The sequence below is a fragment of the Streptomyces sp. NPDC002032 genome (genome assembly GCF_042890765.1).
Taxonomy (GTDB): domain Bacteria; phylum Actinomycetota; class Actinomycetes; order Streptomycetales; family Streptomycetaceae; genus Streptomyces.
Genome location: NZ_JBIASM010000012.1, coordinates 39,173 through 53,657, shown reverse-complemented (window position 1 = coordinate 53,657; position 14,485 = coordinate 39,173). Strand labels below are relative to the sequence as shown.

Annotated in this window: 12 protein-coding genes; 9 read left to right on the top strand and 3 right to left on the bottom strand. The window is 75.1% G+C overall.

Annotation, left to right across the window (positions count from 1 at the left end):
* Window positions 1-65: 65 nt before the first annotated feature.
* Window positions 66-1,484, top strand: a complete 1,419-nt coding sequence (locus ACFYYT_RS25605; RefSeq protein ID WP_351819347.1) for an NAD(P)/FAD-dependent oxidoreductase — start codon at window positions 66-68, stop codon at window positions 1,482-1,484.
* Window positions 1,484-1,996 carry an O-acetyl-ADP-ribose deacetylase gene (locus tag ACFYYT_RS25600; protein WP_351819344.1) on the top strand — a complete coding sequence of 171 codons (513 nt, stop codon included), beginning with the start codon at window positions 1,484-1,486 and terminating at the stop codon, window positions 1,994-1,996. Before ACFYYT_RS25605 ends, ACFYYT_RS25600 begins: the two co-directional genes overlap by 1 nt.
* A 25-nt stretch (window positions 1,997-2,021) precedes the next feature.
* On the opposite strand, the gene ACFYYT_RS25595 is transcribed toward ACFYYT_RS25600, so the two are convergent.
* Window positions 2,022-2,504 carry an Lrp/AsnC family transcriptional regulator gene (locus ACFYYT_RS25595; protein ID WP_351819341.1) on the bottom strand — a complete coding sequence of 161 codons (483 nt, stop codon included), beginning with the start codon at window positions 2,502-2,504 and terminating at the stop codon, window positions 2,022-2,024.
* Window positions 2,505-2,819: 315 nt separating this feature from the next.
* Here ACFYYT_RS25595 and ACFYYT_RS25590 point away from each other — a divergent pair, with 315 nt between their 5' ends.
* The 7 genes from ACFYYT_RS25590 to ACFYYT_RS25560 all read left to right on the top strand — a co-directional run bounded on the left by ACFYYT_RS25590 (window position 2,820) and on the right by ACFYYT_RS25560 (window position 10,584).
* A complete protein-coding gene (locus tag ACFYYT_RS25590) occupies window positions 2,820-3,719 on the top strand; it encodes a DMT family transporter (protein WP_351819338.1) in 900 nt (299 codons plus the stop codon).
* Window positions 3,712-4,899 (top strand): aromatic amino acid transaminase, encoded by a 1,188-nt coding sequence (locus ACFYYT_RS25585; RefSeq protein ID WP_351819335.1) that lies wholly within the window; start codon window positions 3,712-3,714, stop codon window positions 4,897-4,899. The genes ACFYYT_RS25590 and ACFYYT_RS25585 overlap by 8 nt, the downstream gene beginning before the upstream one ends.
* 150 nt (window positions 4,900-5,049) lie before the next feature.
* Complete coding sequence (locus tag ACFYYT_RS25580; RefSeq protein ID WP_351819332.1) at window positions 5,050-5,640, top strand: hypothetical protein; 591 nt, start codon at window positions 5,050-5,052, stop codon at window positions 5,638-5,640.
* Window positions 5,637-6,857, top strand: coding sequence for an MAB_1171c family putative transporter (locus tag ACFYYT_RS25575; protein ID WP_351819330.1), 1,221 nt, complete (start codon window positions 5,637-5,639; stop codon window positions 6,855-6,857). Before ACFYYT_RS25580 ends, ACFYYT_RS25575 begins: the two co-directional genes overlap by 4 nt.
* Window positions 6,854-7,765 carry a DNA-binding protein gene (locus ACFYYT_RS25570; RefSeq protein ID WP_351819327.1) on the top strand — a complete coding sequence of 304 codons (912 nt, stop codon included), beginning with the start codon at window positions 6,854-6,856 and terminating at the stop codon, window positions 7,763-7,765. The genes ACFYYT_RS25575 and ACFYYT_RS25570 overlap by 4 nt, the downstream gene beginning before the upstream one ends.
* 144 nt (window positions 7,766-7,909) lie before the next feature.
* Window positions 7,910-8,386, top strand: a complete 477-nt coding sequence (locus ACFYYT_RS25565; protein ID WP_351819324.1) for a DUF3574 domain-containing protein — start codon at window positions 7,910-7,912, stop codon at window positions 8,384-8,386.
* A gap of 140 nt (window positions 8,387-8,526) precedes the next feature.
* Window positions 8,527-10,584 carry a SpoIIE family protein phosphatase gene (locus ACFYYT_RS25560; protein WP_351819322.1) on the top strand — a complete coding sequence of 686 codons (2,058 nt, stop codon included), beginning with the start codon at window positions 8,527-8,529 and terminating at the stop codon, window positions 10,582-10,584.
* A gap of 34 nt (window positions 10,585-10,618) precedes the next feature.
* Here the strand turns inward: ACFYYT_RS25560 and ACFYYT_RS25555 are convergent, their stop codons facing one another.
* Complete coding sequence (locus ACFYYT_RS25555) at window positions 10,619-13,405, bottom strand: SpoIIE family protein phosphatase (protein ID WP_351819319.1); 2,787 nt, start codon at window positions 13,403-13,405, stop codon at window positions 10,619-10,621.
* Window positions 13,402-14,400, bottom strand: coding sequence for a helix-turn-helix domain-containing protein (locus ACFYYT_RS25550; protein ID WP_351819316.1), 999 nt, complete (start codon window positions 14,398-14,400; stop codon window positions 13,402-13,404). The genes ACFYYT_RS25555 and ACFYYT_RS25550 overlap by 4 nt, the downstream gene beginning before the upstream one ends.
* Window positions 14,401-14,485 lie beyond the last annotated feature (85 nt).

Sequence of the window (14,485 nt, the reverse complement as noted above, 5' to 3'; positions counted from 1 at the left end):
GAGCCGCTCGCGGTGGGGCGCCATATCCTGGGGGCCGAGGCCGCCGCCGGACGAAGGAGCTGTCAGTGTCGTCGATTCTCGACGCAGTCGTGGTGGGGGCGGGGCCCAACGGCCTGACGGCCGCCGTCGAACTGGCCCGGCGGGGCTGCTCCGTTGCCGTGTTCGAGGCGGCGGACGGCATCGGGGGCGGGGCCCGCACCGAGGAGCTGACCCTCCCCGGCTTCCGCCACGACCCCTGCTCGGCGGTGCACCCGCTGGGCGCCGGCTCCCCGGTGTTCGCGACCATGCCCCTCAAGCGCTACGGGCTGGAGTGGCTGCACGCCCCCCTGCCCATGGCACACCCCTTCGACGACGGCACGGCCGCGGTCCTCGCCCGCTCCGTCGCCGAGACCGCGGCCTCCTTCGGGCCCCGGGACGCGGGCGCCTACCGCCGCCTCGTCCAGCCGTACCTCGGCAAGTGGGACACCCTCGCCCGGGACTTCATGTCCCTGCCGGCCACCGCCCTGCCCCGGGACCCGCTCACCCTGGCCCGCTTCGGCATGGCCGGCCTGCCGCCGTCCACCTGGCTGCTGCGCCGCTTCCGCGACGACCGGGCGCGCGCCCTGTTCGCCGGTCTCGTGGCGCACGTCAACGCCCCGCTGGGCGGGATCGGCACCGGCGCCGTCGGCCTGGTCTTCGCCCTGGCCGCGCACGCCGGCGGCTGGCCGCTGCCGCGCGGCGGCTCGCAGTCGGTCTCCGACGCGCTCGCCGGGTACCTGGCGGACCTCGGCGGCAGCGTGCACACCGGGTTCGAGGTCAAGCGCCTCGACGACCTGCCGCCCGCCCGCGCGTACGTCTTCGACACCTCCCCGACCGCCCTGGCACGGATCGCCCGCCTCGGCCGCGCCTACGACGGCTACCGGTACGGGGCTTCCGTCTTCAAGCTCGACTACGCGCTGGACGGGCCGGTTCCGTGGACCGCCGAGGCCCCGCGCCGGGCCGGAACCGTACAGATCGGGCCCGCCACCCGTGACATCGACGCCGCCCTCCAGCTGGCCTCGGGCGGCCGCGCGCCCCGCACCCCCTTCCTCATCACGGCCCAGCCCAGCCTGGTCGACCCCGGCCGGGCCCCCCGCGGCAAGCACGTCTTCTGGGCGTACGGGCACGTCCCGGCGGGCTGGGACGGCGACCTCACCGACGCCGTCGAGCGGCAGCTGGAGCGCTTCGCCCCCGGCTTCCGCGACCTGGTGCTGGCGCGCGCCACCGCCGGTCCGCCGCAGCTCGCGGCCCGCAACCCCAACTACGTCGGCGGGGACATCGCCTGCGGCGCCGCCTCCGGCCTCCAGCTGCTGCTGCGCCCGAAGATCACCCTGTTCCCGTACAGCACGGCCCACCCGGCCGTCTTCCTCTGCTCCTCGGCCACCCCGCCGGGCCCGGGCGTCCACGGGATGTCCGGGCACAACGCCGCCAAGGCGGTCTGGCGCCACCTGCGAAAGGCTTCCTGATGGTCCGCATCACCCTCGTCCGGGGCGACATCACCACCGAGGCGGCCGACGCGATCGTCAACGCGGCGAACTCCTCGCTGCTCGGCGGCGGCGGCGTGGACGGCGCCATCCACCGGCGCGGCGGCCCGGAGATCCTCGCCGCCTGCGAGGACCTGCGGCGCTCCCACTACGGCAAGGGCCTGCCCACCGGCCGCGCGGTCGCCACCACGGCCGGCCGGCTGCCCGCCGGGCACGTCATCCACACGGTGGGCCCGGTCTGGTCGCGGGAGGAGGACCGCTCGGCCCTGCTCGCCTCCTGCTACAGCGAGTCGCTGCGGGTCGCCGACGAGCTGGGCGCCCGGACCGTGGCCTTCCCCGCCATCTCGACCGGCGTCTACGGCTGGCCCATGGACGACGGGGCCCGGATCGCCGTCGAGACGGTCCGGGCGGCGCACACCGCCGTCGAGGAGGTCCGCTTCGTGCTCTTCGACGAGCGGGCGTACGCGGCCTTCGCGGCCGCGGCCGGCACGTGAGTCGCCGTGTGGGGCCCACGCCGCCTCAGGGCCGCCGGGAGGCGGCGCCCGGGCTGGGCCGCGGGTAGGTCCGGGACTGCTTCACGCTGCCGAACGCGAAGCTGGACTCGATCGAGGCGATGCCCGGAATGGCGTGGACGCGGTGGCGCACGAGGGACTCGTAGGCCTCCAGGTCCTCGATGACCACGCGCAGCAGGTAGTCGCTGCTGCCCGCCATCAGATAGCAGTCCTGGATGTGCTCGATCACCGCCACGTGCTGCTCGAACGCGGCGACCGCCTCCGCCGTGTGCCGCTCCAGGCGGATGCGGACGAACACGGTGACCGGCAGCCCGAAGGCGACCTGGTCGACCATCGCCGTGTAGCCGCGGATCAGGCCCGCCTCCTCCAGCCGCCGGACCCGGCGCAGACAGGGGGAGGGGGAAAGCCGCACCCGGTCGGCGAGGTCCTGGTTGGAGAGCCGGCCATCGGCCTGCAACTCCCGGATGATCTGCAGATCGACCGCGTCCATGGCCACCCTCCGGAGCTCCTCGGCCGTTCCCGGCTCCCGCCCCGGTCTTCCGTGGCAGATTCTGCCCCAAACGTACGTCCGAGAGGCAGAACTGGCAATCGGCTGCCCCGCCCGAAGCCCTAGCGTTGCGGGAGCACGGACCGGACCGGTCCGGGCCCCGGAGGCTGGAGACTTTCCTTGGTCGCGACGAACACCACCCGAGCGGCCGCGCCCCCCGACGCGGCGGGCCCGCGAGCCGGTGACCCCGGCGGGCGCGGGCCCTCCCCCCGGCCGCCGCGCCGGTGGACCCCCCGCCTCTCCCCCCAGGCCGAGGGCATGGCCGCGCTGTTCGTGACGGTGGCCATCTGGGCCGCCTTCGCCCTCAGCGCCCGCGCCCTGAGCTCCTCCACCCTGCTGCCCGCCGACGCCGCCCTGCTGCGCTTCGGGGTGCCCCTGGCCGTCCTGCTCCCCGCGCTGTGGAAGCGCAGGCGGGCCATCGCCGCCGTCCGGCCGGGACCCGCCGCCAAGATCGTCTGCGGTGCGGGGGTGCCGTTCTTCCTCGCCGCCATGCACGGCGGCGCCCTCACCTCGGCCGCCTTCGTCGGATCGATCGTCCCCGGCATGGTCCCCCTGTTCGTCGCCGCGCTGATGACCGCCCGGGGCCGCGGCATGCCCCGGGGCACCCAGGCCGGCGGGCTCGTCCTGATCGCCGTCGGGGTGGCCGCCCTCGTCTGGCGCTACGTCGTCCCCGTCGACGCCGCCGTACTGGAGGGCGCCGGCACCCTGCTGGTGGCCAGCGGACTGTGGGCCCTGTACACGGTGGGCCTGCGCGACGCCGGGCTCGACCCCGTCGGCTCGATCGGCCTGCTCTGCCTGCCCTCCTTCGCCGTGATCGGCCTGCTGGTGCTGACCGGCGCGCTCCCGACCGGCCTCGCCCACGCGGCGGGCGCCGACATCGCGCTGTTCCTCGTGGTCCAGGGGCTCGGCGTCGGGCTCTGCGCCGGTCTGCTGTACGCCTTCGCCATCCGCAGGCTGGGCGCCGAGCGCAGCTCCGTCGTCGGCAGCCTCAGCCCCGTCGCCGTCGTCCTCCTCGCCGTCCCGGTGCTCGGCGAGTCCCCGACCGCCGCCGTGCTGATCGGCGTCCCCCTCATCACCGTCGGCGTGGTCCTCGCCAACCGCCGTCCCGCTGCCGCCGCCCGTCCGCTCCCACGCCCCGAGGTCCCCGCAGATGCTTGAGCTCCTCCCCCCGCCGCCCACCGACCCGCTGTGGGACCTGACGTACGAGTACGGCTGTGACGAGCGCGCCGAGCGGCTCAACCTGGTCCTCGGCGTCTACCGCGACCAGACCGGCCGGACCCCGGTCATGGCCGCCGTACGGCAGGCCGAGATCCGGCTCGCGGAACGTTCGGAGTCCAAGGAGTACCGGGGCCTGTCCGGCAACGCCGCCTTCAACCGGGCGCTGCTCACCATGGTGCTCGGCCCCGGGGGAGGGTCGGAGCGGGCGGCGGCCGTCCAGACCGTCGCGGGCTCCGGCGCGCTGCGCCTGCTGGCCGACCTGATCTGCCGGACCCGCCCGGGCACCACGGTGTGGATCAGCGACCCGGCGTACGTCAACCACCGGCCCATCCTGGAGGCCGCCGGGCTGCGCGTACGGACCTACGGCTGGTGCGATCCCGACGGCGGCTTCGACTCCGCCGGCGTCCTGCGCGAGCTGGGGCGGGCGCGGCGCGACGACGTCGTCCTGCTCCAGGGCTGCTGCCACAACCCCACCGGGGCCGACCCGTCCGCCGAGGACTGGGCGGCGCTGGCCGAACTCGCCGTCCGCGACGGCTGGGTGCCCTTCGTCGACCTCGCCTACCACGGTCTCGGCGACGGGCTGGAGGCCGATCTGGCCCCCACGCGCCTGCTGGCCGCCCGGGTGCCGGAGATGCTGGTCGCGGTGAGCTGCTCGAAGAATTTCGGCCTCTACAGCGACCGCACCGGCTGCGCCGTCGTCCTCGGCGCGTCGGAGCGTTCGGTGCGGCACGCCGAGACGGCGCTGCAGAACGCCGCCCGCACCCTGTACTCGATGCCGCCCGAGCACGGCGCCGCCGTCGTGACGGCGATCCTGGAGGACGAGGACCTGCGGACGCTCTGGCGGGCGGAACTGGAGGTCATGCGCGGCCGGATCGAAGCCAACCGCGGGGAGCTGACCGCCCGTCTGGACGCCCTCGGCCACGGGACGGCGGCCCGCGCCCTCGCCCGCCAGCGCGGGATGTTCTCGATGCTTCCGCTCAGTTCGCGGGAAATGCTGCGGCTGCGCCGGGAACACGCGATCTACGGCACCACCTCCGGCCGCATCAACATCGCCGGCCTGCCCGCCGACCGGGTCCCCTGTCTCGCCCGGGGCATAGCGGCGGTCCTCGGCTCGCGCTGAACGTCCCGGCCGCCCCGCCGCCCCCCGCAGCCCCCGCCGTGGCGCGGCGGGGGGAATGGCCGGATAGAACGTGCGTCGGGCGGACGCCAGTTGGGGGTGTGGCATCATGGCGGCGTTGTCCGACCGCTGGGTTCGCCGGAGGACTGAGGGATGAAGTTACCTGGCTCCGCGTTACCGGCGTCGCAGGACAGGCGGCTGCGCCGCCGCCTCAAGAAGGTCCGTCAGACCTGTGAGGCCCTGCTCGAAGAGTGGGGCATGGAACACGGCTGTGGCATAGACGAACTCCTGCGCCGCCTCAGCGAACGGCGCGACCGGCCCATCCACGTGATGGCGACGCCCTTCCCCGAACGCCACCTGTTCGGGATCTGGCTGAAGATGGACGACTTCGACGTCATCGTGTTCGAGCAGGCGGCGACGCCCTCCCACAAACAGCACATCATCGCGCACGAACTCGCGCACATAGCCTTCGACCACAGCGGCTCCGTACGCCTGGACCAGACCGGTCCGGCGGCCCCGGGCCGGCTGCTCCCCGACGTGGAACCGGAAGCCGTACGGAGCATCCTCATGCGCTCCCGCTACAGCGACGACGAGGAGCAGGAGGCCGAGACGATGGCCTCCCTCATCCTGGCGCGCGCCGCGAAGCGCTGGACCGAACCGGCCTGGGGCGTCCCGGAAGAGGCCGCGGAGATCGTGGCCCGCATCGAACGCGGACTCGGCCGGCCCGACCAGGGGCCCGTGTGATCTACACGATCCTCGCGTGGGTCTGCGCCTTCGTGGGCCTCGCCGCCTTCGGCTACCGCCTCCCCGACCTGTTGCGCCGCCGCCACGACATCGCCCTGTGGGCGCTGTGCACCTACTTCCTCTGCTCCGGCATCAGCTTCCTCGTCGACCTGGACCAGCTGCGGCTGCACATCTCCGCCTTCTTCGGGCTGGCGAACATCACCTCGCTCATCACCCAGGCCGCGGTGGTCGTGCTCACCGCCGCCCAGCAGGTCGTCCTCGTCTACTGGTCGGCGCCGCCCGCCGAGGCCCCGCGCATGGCCCGCCGCCGCGTGCTCGGCTTCGGCGCCGCCCTCGCCGTCCTGGTGGTGTCCTCCTTCTACGTCGGCCCCGTGGCGCATTCGGAGACGGCCACCTCCACGATCCTGCTCAGCATCCAGCACGGCTCGTACGCCCTCTACATGTCCTTCTACCTGCTGGTCTGCGCCGTGGGGCAGTTCGAGACGGTACGGCTGTCGCTGCGCTTCACCTCGATGGCCAACCGGCAGTGGCTCCAGGTCGGCATGCGCACGGTCACCGTCGGCGCCGCCCTGATCCTCGTCTACTGCGTCACCCGGGGCATCCAGATCGCCGGCACCCGGCTGCACTTCTCCGCCGACGCCCTCGACCCGGTCCAGTGGACGAGCGGCAGCGTCGGCGCCCTGCTGCAGATCGCCGGCTGGACGATCCCGTCCTGGGGCATCCACCTCACCCGTGCCCGCGGCTGGATCCGCAGCTACCGCTCCTACCTGCGGCTGCGGCCCCTGTGGTGGGCGCTCTACCAGGCGTCGCCCGACATCGCCCTGGACCCGCCCCGGTCCTGGCTCGGCGATCTGGTCCCGCCCCGGGACCCCCAGTACAGCCTCTACCGGCGCGTGATCGAGATACGCGACGGCCAGCTGATCCTGCGCACCGCGCTCTCGATGGCGGAGTTCTCGCGCGTCGCCCGCTCCCTGGACCTCCCCCAGGACCCCACCACCCCCCTCGGCGAGGCGCTCCAGGTGCGCGCCGTGCTGAGCCGGCCCGCCGAGGAGCGCGCCGAGCGGGCCGAGCGCGCCGACGCCGAGTCCGACATCCCGGCGCGGCCGCCCTACGAGGACTTCCGCGACGAGGTGGAGTGGCTGACCCAGGTCGCGGAGTCCTTCGAGGCCCTCGGCCAGAGCCGTCCCGGGCCGGTCGGCGCCGGCCTGCTGTCATGACGCCCGCGTTCCCGCCCGCGTTCCCGCCCGTGTCCGCGGCCGAGGCCCTGGCCGAGGTCGGGCGCCTGGTGGACCTCGACGCCGGGCACGGCGCCACCGCCGCCGTGCCCGCCGTACGGGAGGCCGCGCGGCGGATCCCGGAACTGTCGGGCGACCCGGCGGCCCTGCGCGGCCAGGACGCCGACCGGCTCGCCGCCCTCGCCGAACTGTGCGAGGTCATCGGCTGGATCCTCTTCGACGCCGGCCGCTACCGCCCCGCCCACCGGATGAACGCCCGGGCCCTGGCCCTCGCCCGGCTGTGCGGGGACCGCTGGACCGCCCGGCTGGTCCTGCTCAACCACAGCATGCTCACCGCTCACACGGGCCGCCCGCGCGCGGCCCTGCGCAGCGCCGAGCGGGTCGCCGGGCCGCGCCCGCTGCCCGCGCGGGTCGCCAGCCTGGTCCTGGTGCGGCGGGCGCACGCGACCGCCCTGCTCGGCGCGCGCCGGGAGCCCCTGGACCTGATGGCCCGGGCCCGCAGCCGCTTCCTGGACGGCCTCTCCCGCCGGGATCCGCACTGGGCGTGGTGGATCGACGAGGCCGAGCTCCTCGGCCACCACGGCTGGGTGCAGGCCCGGCTGCGCCGCTGGGACCGGGCCGTCCCGCTGCTGTACGAGGCGGCCACCGCGCCCGGCCCCGCCTACCGGCACCTGTTCACCGCGGAGCTGCTGGCCGCGCTGGCCGGTGCCGGGGCCTGGCGGGAGGCGGAGGACCTCATCGGGCGGCTGGCGCCCCGCGCGGCGGGCATCGGCTCCGTCCGGACCACCGAGCGCCTCGCCCGGACGGCGGCGGACCTGCGCCGCAGGCCGGGAGTCCCGGGCGGGGTCCGGGACGCGGCGGCCTTCCTGCTGGAGTCACTGCCCGCCTGACCCCCGCGCCCCGCCCGGACCGAAGGGCCCCGGACGCCCCCGTGCCGCCCCGCCCGGCCGCGCCCATGACCCCCACGACCGATACGCCCCCACGACAGCCCGCACCACGGCCCACACCCCGGACCCCACAGACAGGACCACGACATGCGACCCATCCGGATCTCGACGCCCGCGGCCGCCCTCCTGGCCGCCGCGGCCCTGCTCTTCGCGCTCGGCGGACCGGCGTCGGAAGCCGCCTTCGGCACGCGCACCGCCACGGCCGCGAGCGAGCAGAACGTCGCCGAGGAGGGCAGTCCGTACATCTCGACGCACCTCTACTTCGGCACCGGGCGGCACAACGGCAACCCGCCGATCACGGAGGAGCAGTTCATGAAGTTCGTGGCCGACGTGATCACCCCCCGCTTCCCCTCCGGGCTCACCCTCCAGGAGGCCCGCGGCCAGTGGCGCGACAAGGACGGTGACATCAACCGCGAGAGATCGTACGAGCTCACCGTGCTGTACCCGGTGCGCGAGGCCCGCGCCCACAACGCCGACATCGAGTACATCCGCGCCCTGTACTGCAAGACCTGGGAGCTGGAGTCGGTCGGCCGGGCCGACGTGCGCGCGCAGGTCGACTTCTGAGCCTGCCGGGACGACGGCGGGGCCGGGGCCGGGGCATGGGCCCGGCCCCGGCCCCGCGCCCCCCGACGCAGCGCCCCGCGCCGAGCCCTCGGATAGGGTGAATCGGTAGGAATCGGACCCCCCGGGGTGAGGTCGGTGCATTGGACACGTACCAGTCGACGAGCGAGGTGCCCGATCCGCCGGTGGCGGCCGTCGGGTACGCGGGCGTGCTGCGCGAGCTGCTGCCCATCGCCCTGTGGCGGGAGGACGCGGACGGCCGCGTCGTCGAATGGTCGCTCGCCGCCCAGGACCTGCTCGGCCACCGCCCCGAGGACATCCTCGGACGGCCCGGCGCCGCCGTGCTCGTCCCCGATGCCAACCGCGAACTCGCCCAGGACCTGACCCGCCGCGTCCAGGCGGGGGAGACCGTCGTCGGGACCCTGCCCGTGCGCCACCGCGACGGCCACCAGGTGGTCATGGAGATGTGGATCGTGCCCGCCGCCGACCCGAAGGGCCGTACGGGCGCCATGCTCATCGCCGTCGAGACCTCCGAGGTCCTGCACATGCGGGACTCCCTCGCCGCCCTCCAGAGCCTGTTCACCCAGTCCCCGATCGGCCTCGCCACCCTCGGCCCCGACCTGCGCTTCCTGCGGGTCAACGACGCCCTCGCCCGGATGAACGGCGTCCCCGCCGCCGACCACCTCGGCAAACGCCTCACCGAGGTGGTCCCCGGCGTAAACGCCGACGCGCTGGAGGCCACCATGCGCCGGGTGCTGGAGTGCGGGAAGGCCGTCGTCGACATCCGCCGCACCGGCCGCACCCCCGCCGACCCCGACCACGACCACACCTGGTCCTGTTCCTACGCCCCGCTCCTCGACGGCAGCGGCCGCCCCCTGGGCCTGATCGCCTCCCTGATCGACATCACCGAGGGCCAGCGGGCCCTGCTGGAGGCCGAACGCGCCCGCGCCCGCTTCGCCGCCCTCGCCGAGGCGGGCACCCGCATCGGCACCACCCTGGACCTGCGCCAGACCGCCCAGGAGATCGTCGACGTCCTGGTGCCGCAGCTCGCGGACTCGGCCGACGTACAGCTCCTCGAAACGGTCCTCGACCCGGACGAGGCGGGCGTCTCCGGGCACGGGCTGCTGCGCCGCCTCGCCGCCGCCTTCCCCGACCCCTTCGCCCCCACCTCCCGGCTCAAGGTCGGACAGACCCTGCGGATCCCGGCCGGGACGGCCTACGAACGGGTCATCGCCGACGGCCTCCCGATGAACCTGTTCCGCGCCGACATCCCCGCCCTGGTCACCGACCCCCGGGCCGGCGACCTGCGCGCCTACCTCGCCACCCTCGGCTGCGCCCGCATGGTGCCGCTGGTCGCCCGCGGCAAGGTCCTCGGCGCCGTCGCCGTGACCCGGCTGCGCGGCCGCGAGGCCTTCGACGACCAGGACTGCGTCCTCATCGACGAACTCGTCAACCGCGCCGCCCTCAACATCGACAACGCCCGGATGTACACCACCCAGCGCCGGGCCGCCCTCACCCTCCAGCGCAGCCTCTCCAACAGCGCCCTGCCCGAGGTCCCCGGCCTCGAACTCACCGGCCGCTACCTGCCCGCCAGCGACCACGACGTCGGCGGCGACTGGTTCGACGTCATCCAGCTGCCCGGCGGCCGCACCGGCCTGGTCATCGGCGACGTGATGGGCCACGGCATCCACGCGGCCGCCGTCATGGGACAGCTGCGCACCGCCGTGCGCACCCTCGCCCGCCACGAGGTACCGCCCGACCGCATGCTCGGCTCCCTGGACGCCGTCGTCGCCGACCTCGGCGAGGACGAGATGGCCACCTGCGTCTACGCCGTCCACGACCCGGCCGCCGGCGGCTGCCTCATCGCCCGCGCCGGACACCCGCCGCCCGCCGTGGCCGGCCCCGACGGCACCGTCACCTTCCTGCACGGCCCGCCCGGGACCCCGCTGGGCACCGGCGGCCGGGACTTCCGCACCGAAGAGGTCCCCCTGCCGCCGGGCAGCCTGCTCGCCCTCTACACCGACGGCCTCATCGAAACCCGTGACCGGGACCTCGACGAGGGCATGGGCCGCCTCGCGCGGGCGCTGGGACAGGGCGCACAGCCCCTGGAGGAGCTCTGTGAGGGGATCCTGGCCGGTCTGCTCCCCGCCGCCCCCCAGGACGACGTGGCGGTCCTGCTGGCCCGCACCCGCCCGCTCTGACCCGCGCCCGCCGGCGGCCGGCGGCCGGCCGGTCTCACCAGGCCAGGTCCTCCAGCGCGTCCAGGTCCAGCGGCGCCGACGGCGGCTCACCGCCCCCGGCCGGGGACAGCTCCGCCCAGATGACCTTGCCGCGCTCCGTGTAGCGCGTCCCCCACCGTTCGGCGTACTGCGCGACGAGGAACAGCCCGCGGCCGCCCTCGTCCGTCGTGGCCGCGTACCGCAGGTGCGGGGAGGTGCTGCTGCCGTCCGACACCTCGCAGATCAGGTTCCGGTCGTGCAGCAGCCGGACCCGGATGGGCGCGTTCCCGTACCGGATGGCATTGGTGGTCAGCTCGCTGAGCACCAGCTCGGCGGAGAAGGAGACCTCCTCCAGCCCCCACGCGACCAGCTGCGCCGCCGCCTCCCGGCGCACCCGGGAGACGGCCACCGGGTCGCCGGGCACCTCCCATTCGGCGATCCGCGACGGCTCCAGCCGCCGGGTGTCGGCGACCAGCAGCGCGATGTCGTCGCTCGGCGACGGGAACAGCAGCGCCGCCAGCACGTCCGAGCAGGCCTGGTCGGGGCTGCGGCCCGGCCGCGACAGGGTCTCGCCGAGCAGCGTCAGACCGGTGTCGAAGTCCCGGTCGCGGTCCTCCAGCAGCCCGTCGGTGAACAGCACCAGCCGGCTCCCCTCGGACAGCCGCAGCGCGGACGTCTCGAAGGGCATGCCGCCCACCCCGAGGGGGAGCCCCGTCGGCAGCTCGGGGAACTCCACCCGCCCGTCGGCGTGCACCAGGGCGGGCCCTGGGTGCCCGGCGCTGGCCAGGGTGCACAGGCCGGACACCGGGTCGTAGACGGCGTACAGGCAGGTGGCGCCGGTGATCCCGGCCGTCTCCTCCACCTCCTGGCCCTCGGGGTCCCCGGGGCCAGGGTCGGCGCTCTCCATCTGGTCGATCCGGTCGATCAGCTCGTCCAGGTGCCCCAGCAGCTCGTCGGGCGGCATGTCCAGCGTCGAGAAGTTGTGCACGGCGGTGCGCAGCCGGCCCATGGTGGCCGCCGCGTGCACCCCGTGCCCGACCACGTCGCCCACCACCAGCGCCACCCGCGCCCCCGGCAGCGGGATCACGTCGAACCAGTCGCCGCCCACCCCGGCCTTCGCGGGCAGGTACCGGAAGGCGACGTCCACCGCGCTGACGTCCGGCAGCACCCGGGGCAGCAGGCTGCGCTGGAGCGTCACCGCGGTGGCGTGCTCCCGGGTGTAGCGGCGGGCGTTGTCGATCGAGACGGCCGCGCGGGCCCCCAGCTCCTCGGCGAAGGACAGGTCCTCCTCGTCGAAGGCCTCGGGGGTGTCGGCGGCCCGCCAGAAGTTGGCCATGCCGAGGACCACGCCGCGCGCCTGGAGCGGTACGGAGATCAGCGAGTGCAGCCCGTAGTCCAGCGCCACCCGGGTCCCGTCGGAGTCCTGGGCCCGCCACCCCATGGCGGCGTTCAGATCGGGGGCGAGCACCCCGCGCCCGGCGTCCAGGGCCGCCGCCATCGGAGCCGTCGGCACCACGAACCGGATCACGTCCCCGACCGGCTGGAGCGGCTGGTCGGAGCGCACCCCGCTCATCGCCGCCCGGCGCATCTCGGTGTGCATCCCCGGGGCCGGAGTGGGCTCGTCCCCGCGCAGCACGGGCTCCAGCAGCTCGACGGTGACGAAGTCCGCGAACCGGGGCACCGCCACCTCCGACAGCTCCTCGGCGGTGCGCACCACGTCCAGGGTGGTCCCGATCCGCACCCCGGCGTCGTAGAGCAGCTGGAGCCGCTCCCGGGCCACCTCGGCGCGGCCGGACAGCGCCGCCAGCTCGGTGGTGTCGCGCAGGGTCATGACGCTGCCCGAGGGGCGGCCGCCGAAGGCCTTGGTGGGCCGTACGTTGACCGCCAGCAGCCGGTCGCCCGCGAGGTGGACCTCGTCGGTGGCGACCCGTCCGGAGAGCAGCAGCTCCGTCATGCCCGGATCCAGACCGAGATCGCCCACGTGGCGCTGCTCGGCGTCGGGCGGAAGGTCCAGCAGCCGCCGGGCCTCGTCGTTGGCGAGCAGCAGCCGGTGGTCGGCGTCGACGATGAGCACGCCCTCGCGGACCGCGTGCAGCACCGCCTCGTGGTGTTCGTTCATCCGGGCCATCTCGGTGGCCCCCAGCCCCCGGGTCTGGCGCCGCAGCCGGCGGCTGACCAGGGCTACGCCGCCCGTGCCCAGGAGCAGGGCCCCGGCCGCGGAGCCGAGCAGCAGCGGGAGCTGCCCGCGCAGCACCTGGCCGACGTTCTGCACCTCGATGCCGGTGGAGACCAGCCCGACGACCGTCCCCCGGTCGTCGCGTACGGGGACCACGGCGCGCACGGCGTCACTGGGCTTGCCCGTGTACACCTCCGTGAACGGCTGACCGGCCGCCGCGCGGGCCAGGTCGCCGGCGGCGCGCCGGCCGATCAGCTCGGGCCGGGAGTCGGTGTAGCGGACGCCGTCCTTGGACAGGACGGCGATGAAGTCGACGCCCGAGGCCCGGCGGGCGCCTTCGGCCCGGGTCTGCAGGGCGGCGGTCGGGTTCGGGGAGGCCAGGGCGGCGGGCAGGCCGGGGGCGTGGGCGAAGGCCTCGGCGGCGGCCAGCGAGCGGTGGCGGGCGTCCTGCTGGCTGTCGTAGCGGGCCTGGAAGACCAGGGCCAGGGTGGCGGCCGTGATCAGCACCAGCACGATGACCGCTTCGAGCGCGAAGACCTGCCCGGAGAGGCTGCGCCGGGCCAGCGAAAGGCGCGCGAGCAGGCTCACCGGCCGCGCTTCCCCGCTTCGACCCGAACGTCCGGTCATGAGCCCTTTCTAACACTGTCGCCGCCCGCGGGTGCGGTGGCGGATGCGGCGGCCCCCGCCGCGCGGTACGCGCGCGGGCTCATCCCGACGTGCGCGCCGAAGTGCTGGCGGAAGGTGACCTCGCTGGCGAACCCGGCCCGCCGGGCCACTTCGGGCACCGGATGATCGGTGCGCTCCAGCAGTCTGCGGGCCGCGTCCAGCCGGTGGCCGAGCAGCCATTTGTGCGGGGTGGTGCCGGTGGCCGCCGCGAAGTGCCGGGCGAAGGAGCGCGGGGACATGCCCGCCCACCGGGCCATCGTGGGCACGTCCAGCGGCTCGTGCAGCCGGCGCAGCGCCTGTTCCCGTACGGCGGCCAGCGCCTCGGCGGTCCGGTCGGCCGCCGGGGTGGGCCGGTCCAGGTACTGGGCGTGGTTCCCGGTGCGGAAGGGGCCGGTGACCATCGAGCGGGCGATGGCGGCGGCCGCCTCCGCGCCGTGGGCCTCGCGCACCAGGTGCAGGCATAGGTCGATCCCGGAGGCCACCCCGGCGGAGGTCCACAGCCCGTCGTCCTCCACGTAGAGCGGGGCCTCCTCGACCAGCACCGCCGGGTAGCGGGCGGCGAGTTGCGGAGCGAGCCACCAGTGGGTGACCGCGCGGCGCCCGTCCAGCAGCCCGGCCTCCGCGAGGACGAAGGCCCCCGCGCACAGGGCGGCCACCGGCACCCCGCGGGCGTGCGCCGCCCGCAGCGCGGCCAGGACCGGCTCGGGAGTCGGATCGGCGGGATCGGCCAGGGCCGGTACGACGACCAGGTCGGCGACGCTGAGCCAGTCGAGGTCCCGGTCGGGGGCCAGGGTCAGGCCGCCGGGCAGGGCGATCGGTCCGCGGTCCAGGGCGCAGCGGCGCAGTTCGAAGGGGGGCACGGCGCTGCGGCTGCGGTCCGGGCCCCAGACCTCGGTGATCACGGCGAGGTCGAAACTCCGGATCCCCGGCTGGGCGACGATCGCGACGCGGTGCATGCCGCAACTCTGCCAGAACCACATCCCGCCCGGCTGCCAGCCTGGCAGGATCCCATCGATCCGGGTCTCCGGAGCCCCTGGGGCG

What these genes read in the sequence shown, in the direction of transcription:
- ACFYYT_RS25595 (WP_351819341.1), bottom strand. Translation starts at nt 2,504, where the DNA reads ATGGACGCGGTCGATCTGCAGATCATCCGGGAGTTGCAGGCCGATGGC.
- ACFYYT_RS25590 (WP_351819338.1), top strand. Translation starts at nt 2,820, where the DNA reads ATGGCCGCGCTGTTCGTGACGGTGGCCATCTGGGCCGCCTTCGCCCTC.
- ACFYYT_RS25570 (WP_351819327.1), top strand. Translation starts at nt 6,854, where the DNA reads ATGACGCCCGCGTTCCCGCCCGCGTTCCCGCCCGTGTCCGCGGCCGAG.
- ACFYYT_RS25555 (WP_351819319.1), bottom strand. Translation starts at nt 13,405, where the DNA reads ATGACCGGACGTTCGGGTCGAAGCGGGGAAGCGCGGCCGGTGAGCCTG.
- ACFYYT_RS25580 (WP_351819332.1), top strand. Translation starts at nt 5,050, where the DNA reads ATGAAGTTACCTGGCTCCGCGTTACCGGCGTCGCAGGACAGGCGGCTG.
- ACFYYT_RS25585 (WP_351819335.1), top strand. Translation starts at nt 3,712, where the DNA reads ATGCTTGAGCTCCTCCCCCCGCCGCCCACCGACCCGCTGTGGGACCTG.
- ACFYYT_RS25550 (WP_351819316.1), bottom strand. Translation starts at nt 14,400, where the DNA reads ATGCACCGCGTCGCGATCGTCGCCCAGCCGGGGATCCGGAGTTTCGAC.
- ACFYYT_RS25565 (WP_351819324.1), top strand. Translation starts at nt 7,910, where the DNA reads ATGCGACCCATCCGGATCTCGACGCCCGCGGCCGCCCTCCTGGCCGCC.
- ACFYYT_RS25600 (WP_351819344.1), top strand. Translation starts at nt 1,484, where the DNA reads ATGGTCCGCATCACCCTCGTCCGGGGCGACATCACCACCGAGGCGGCC.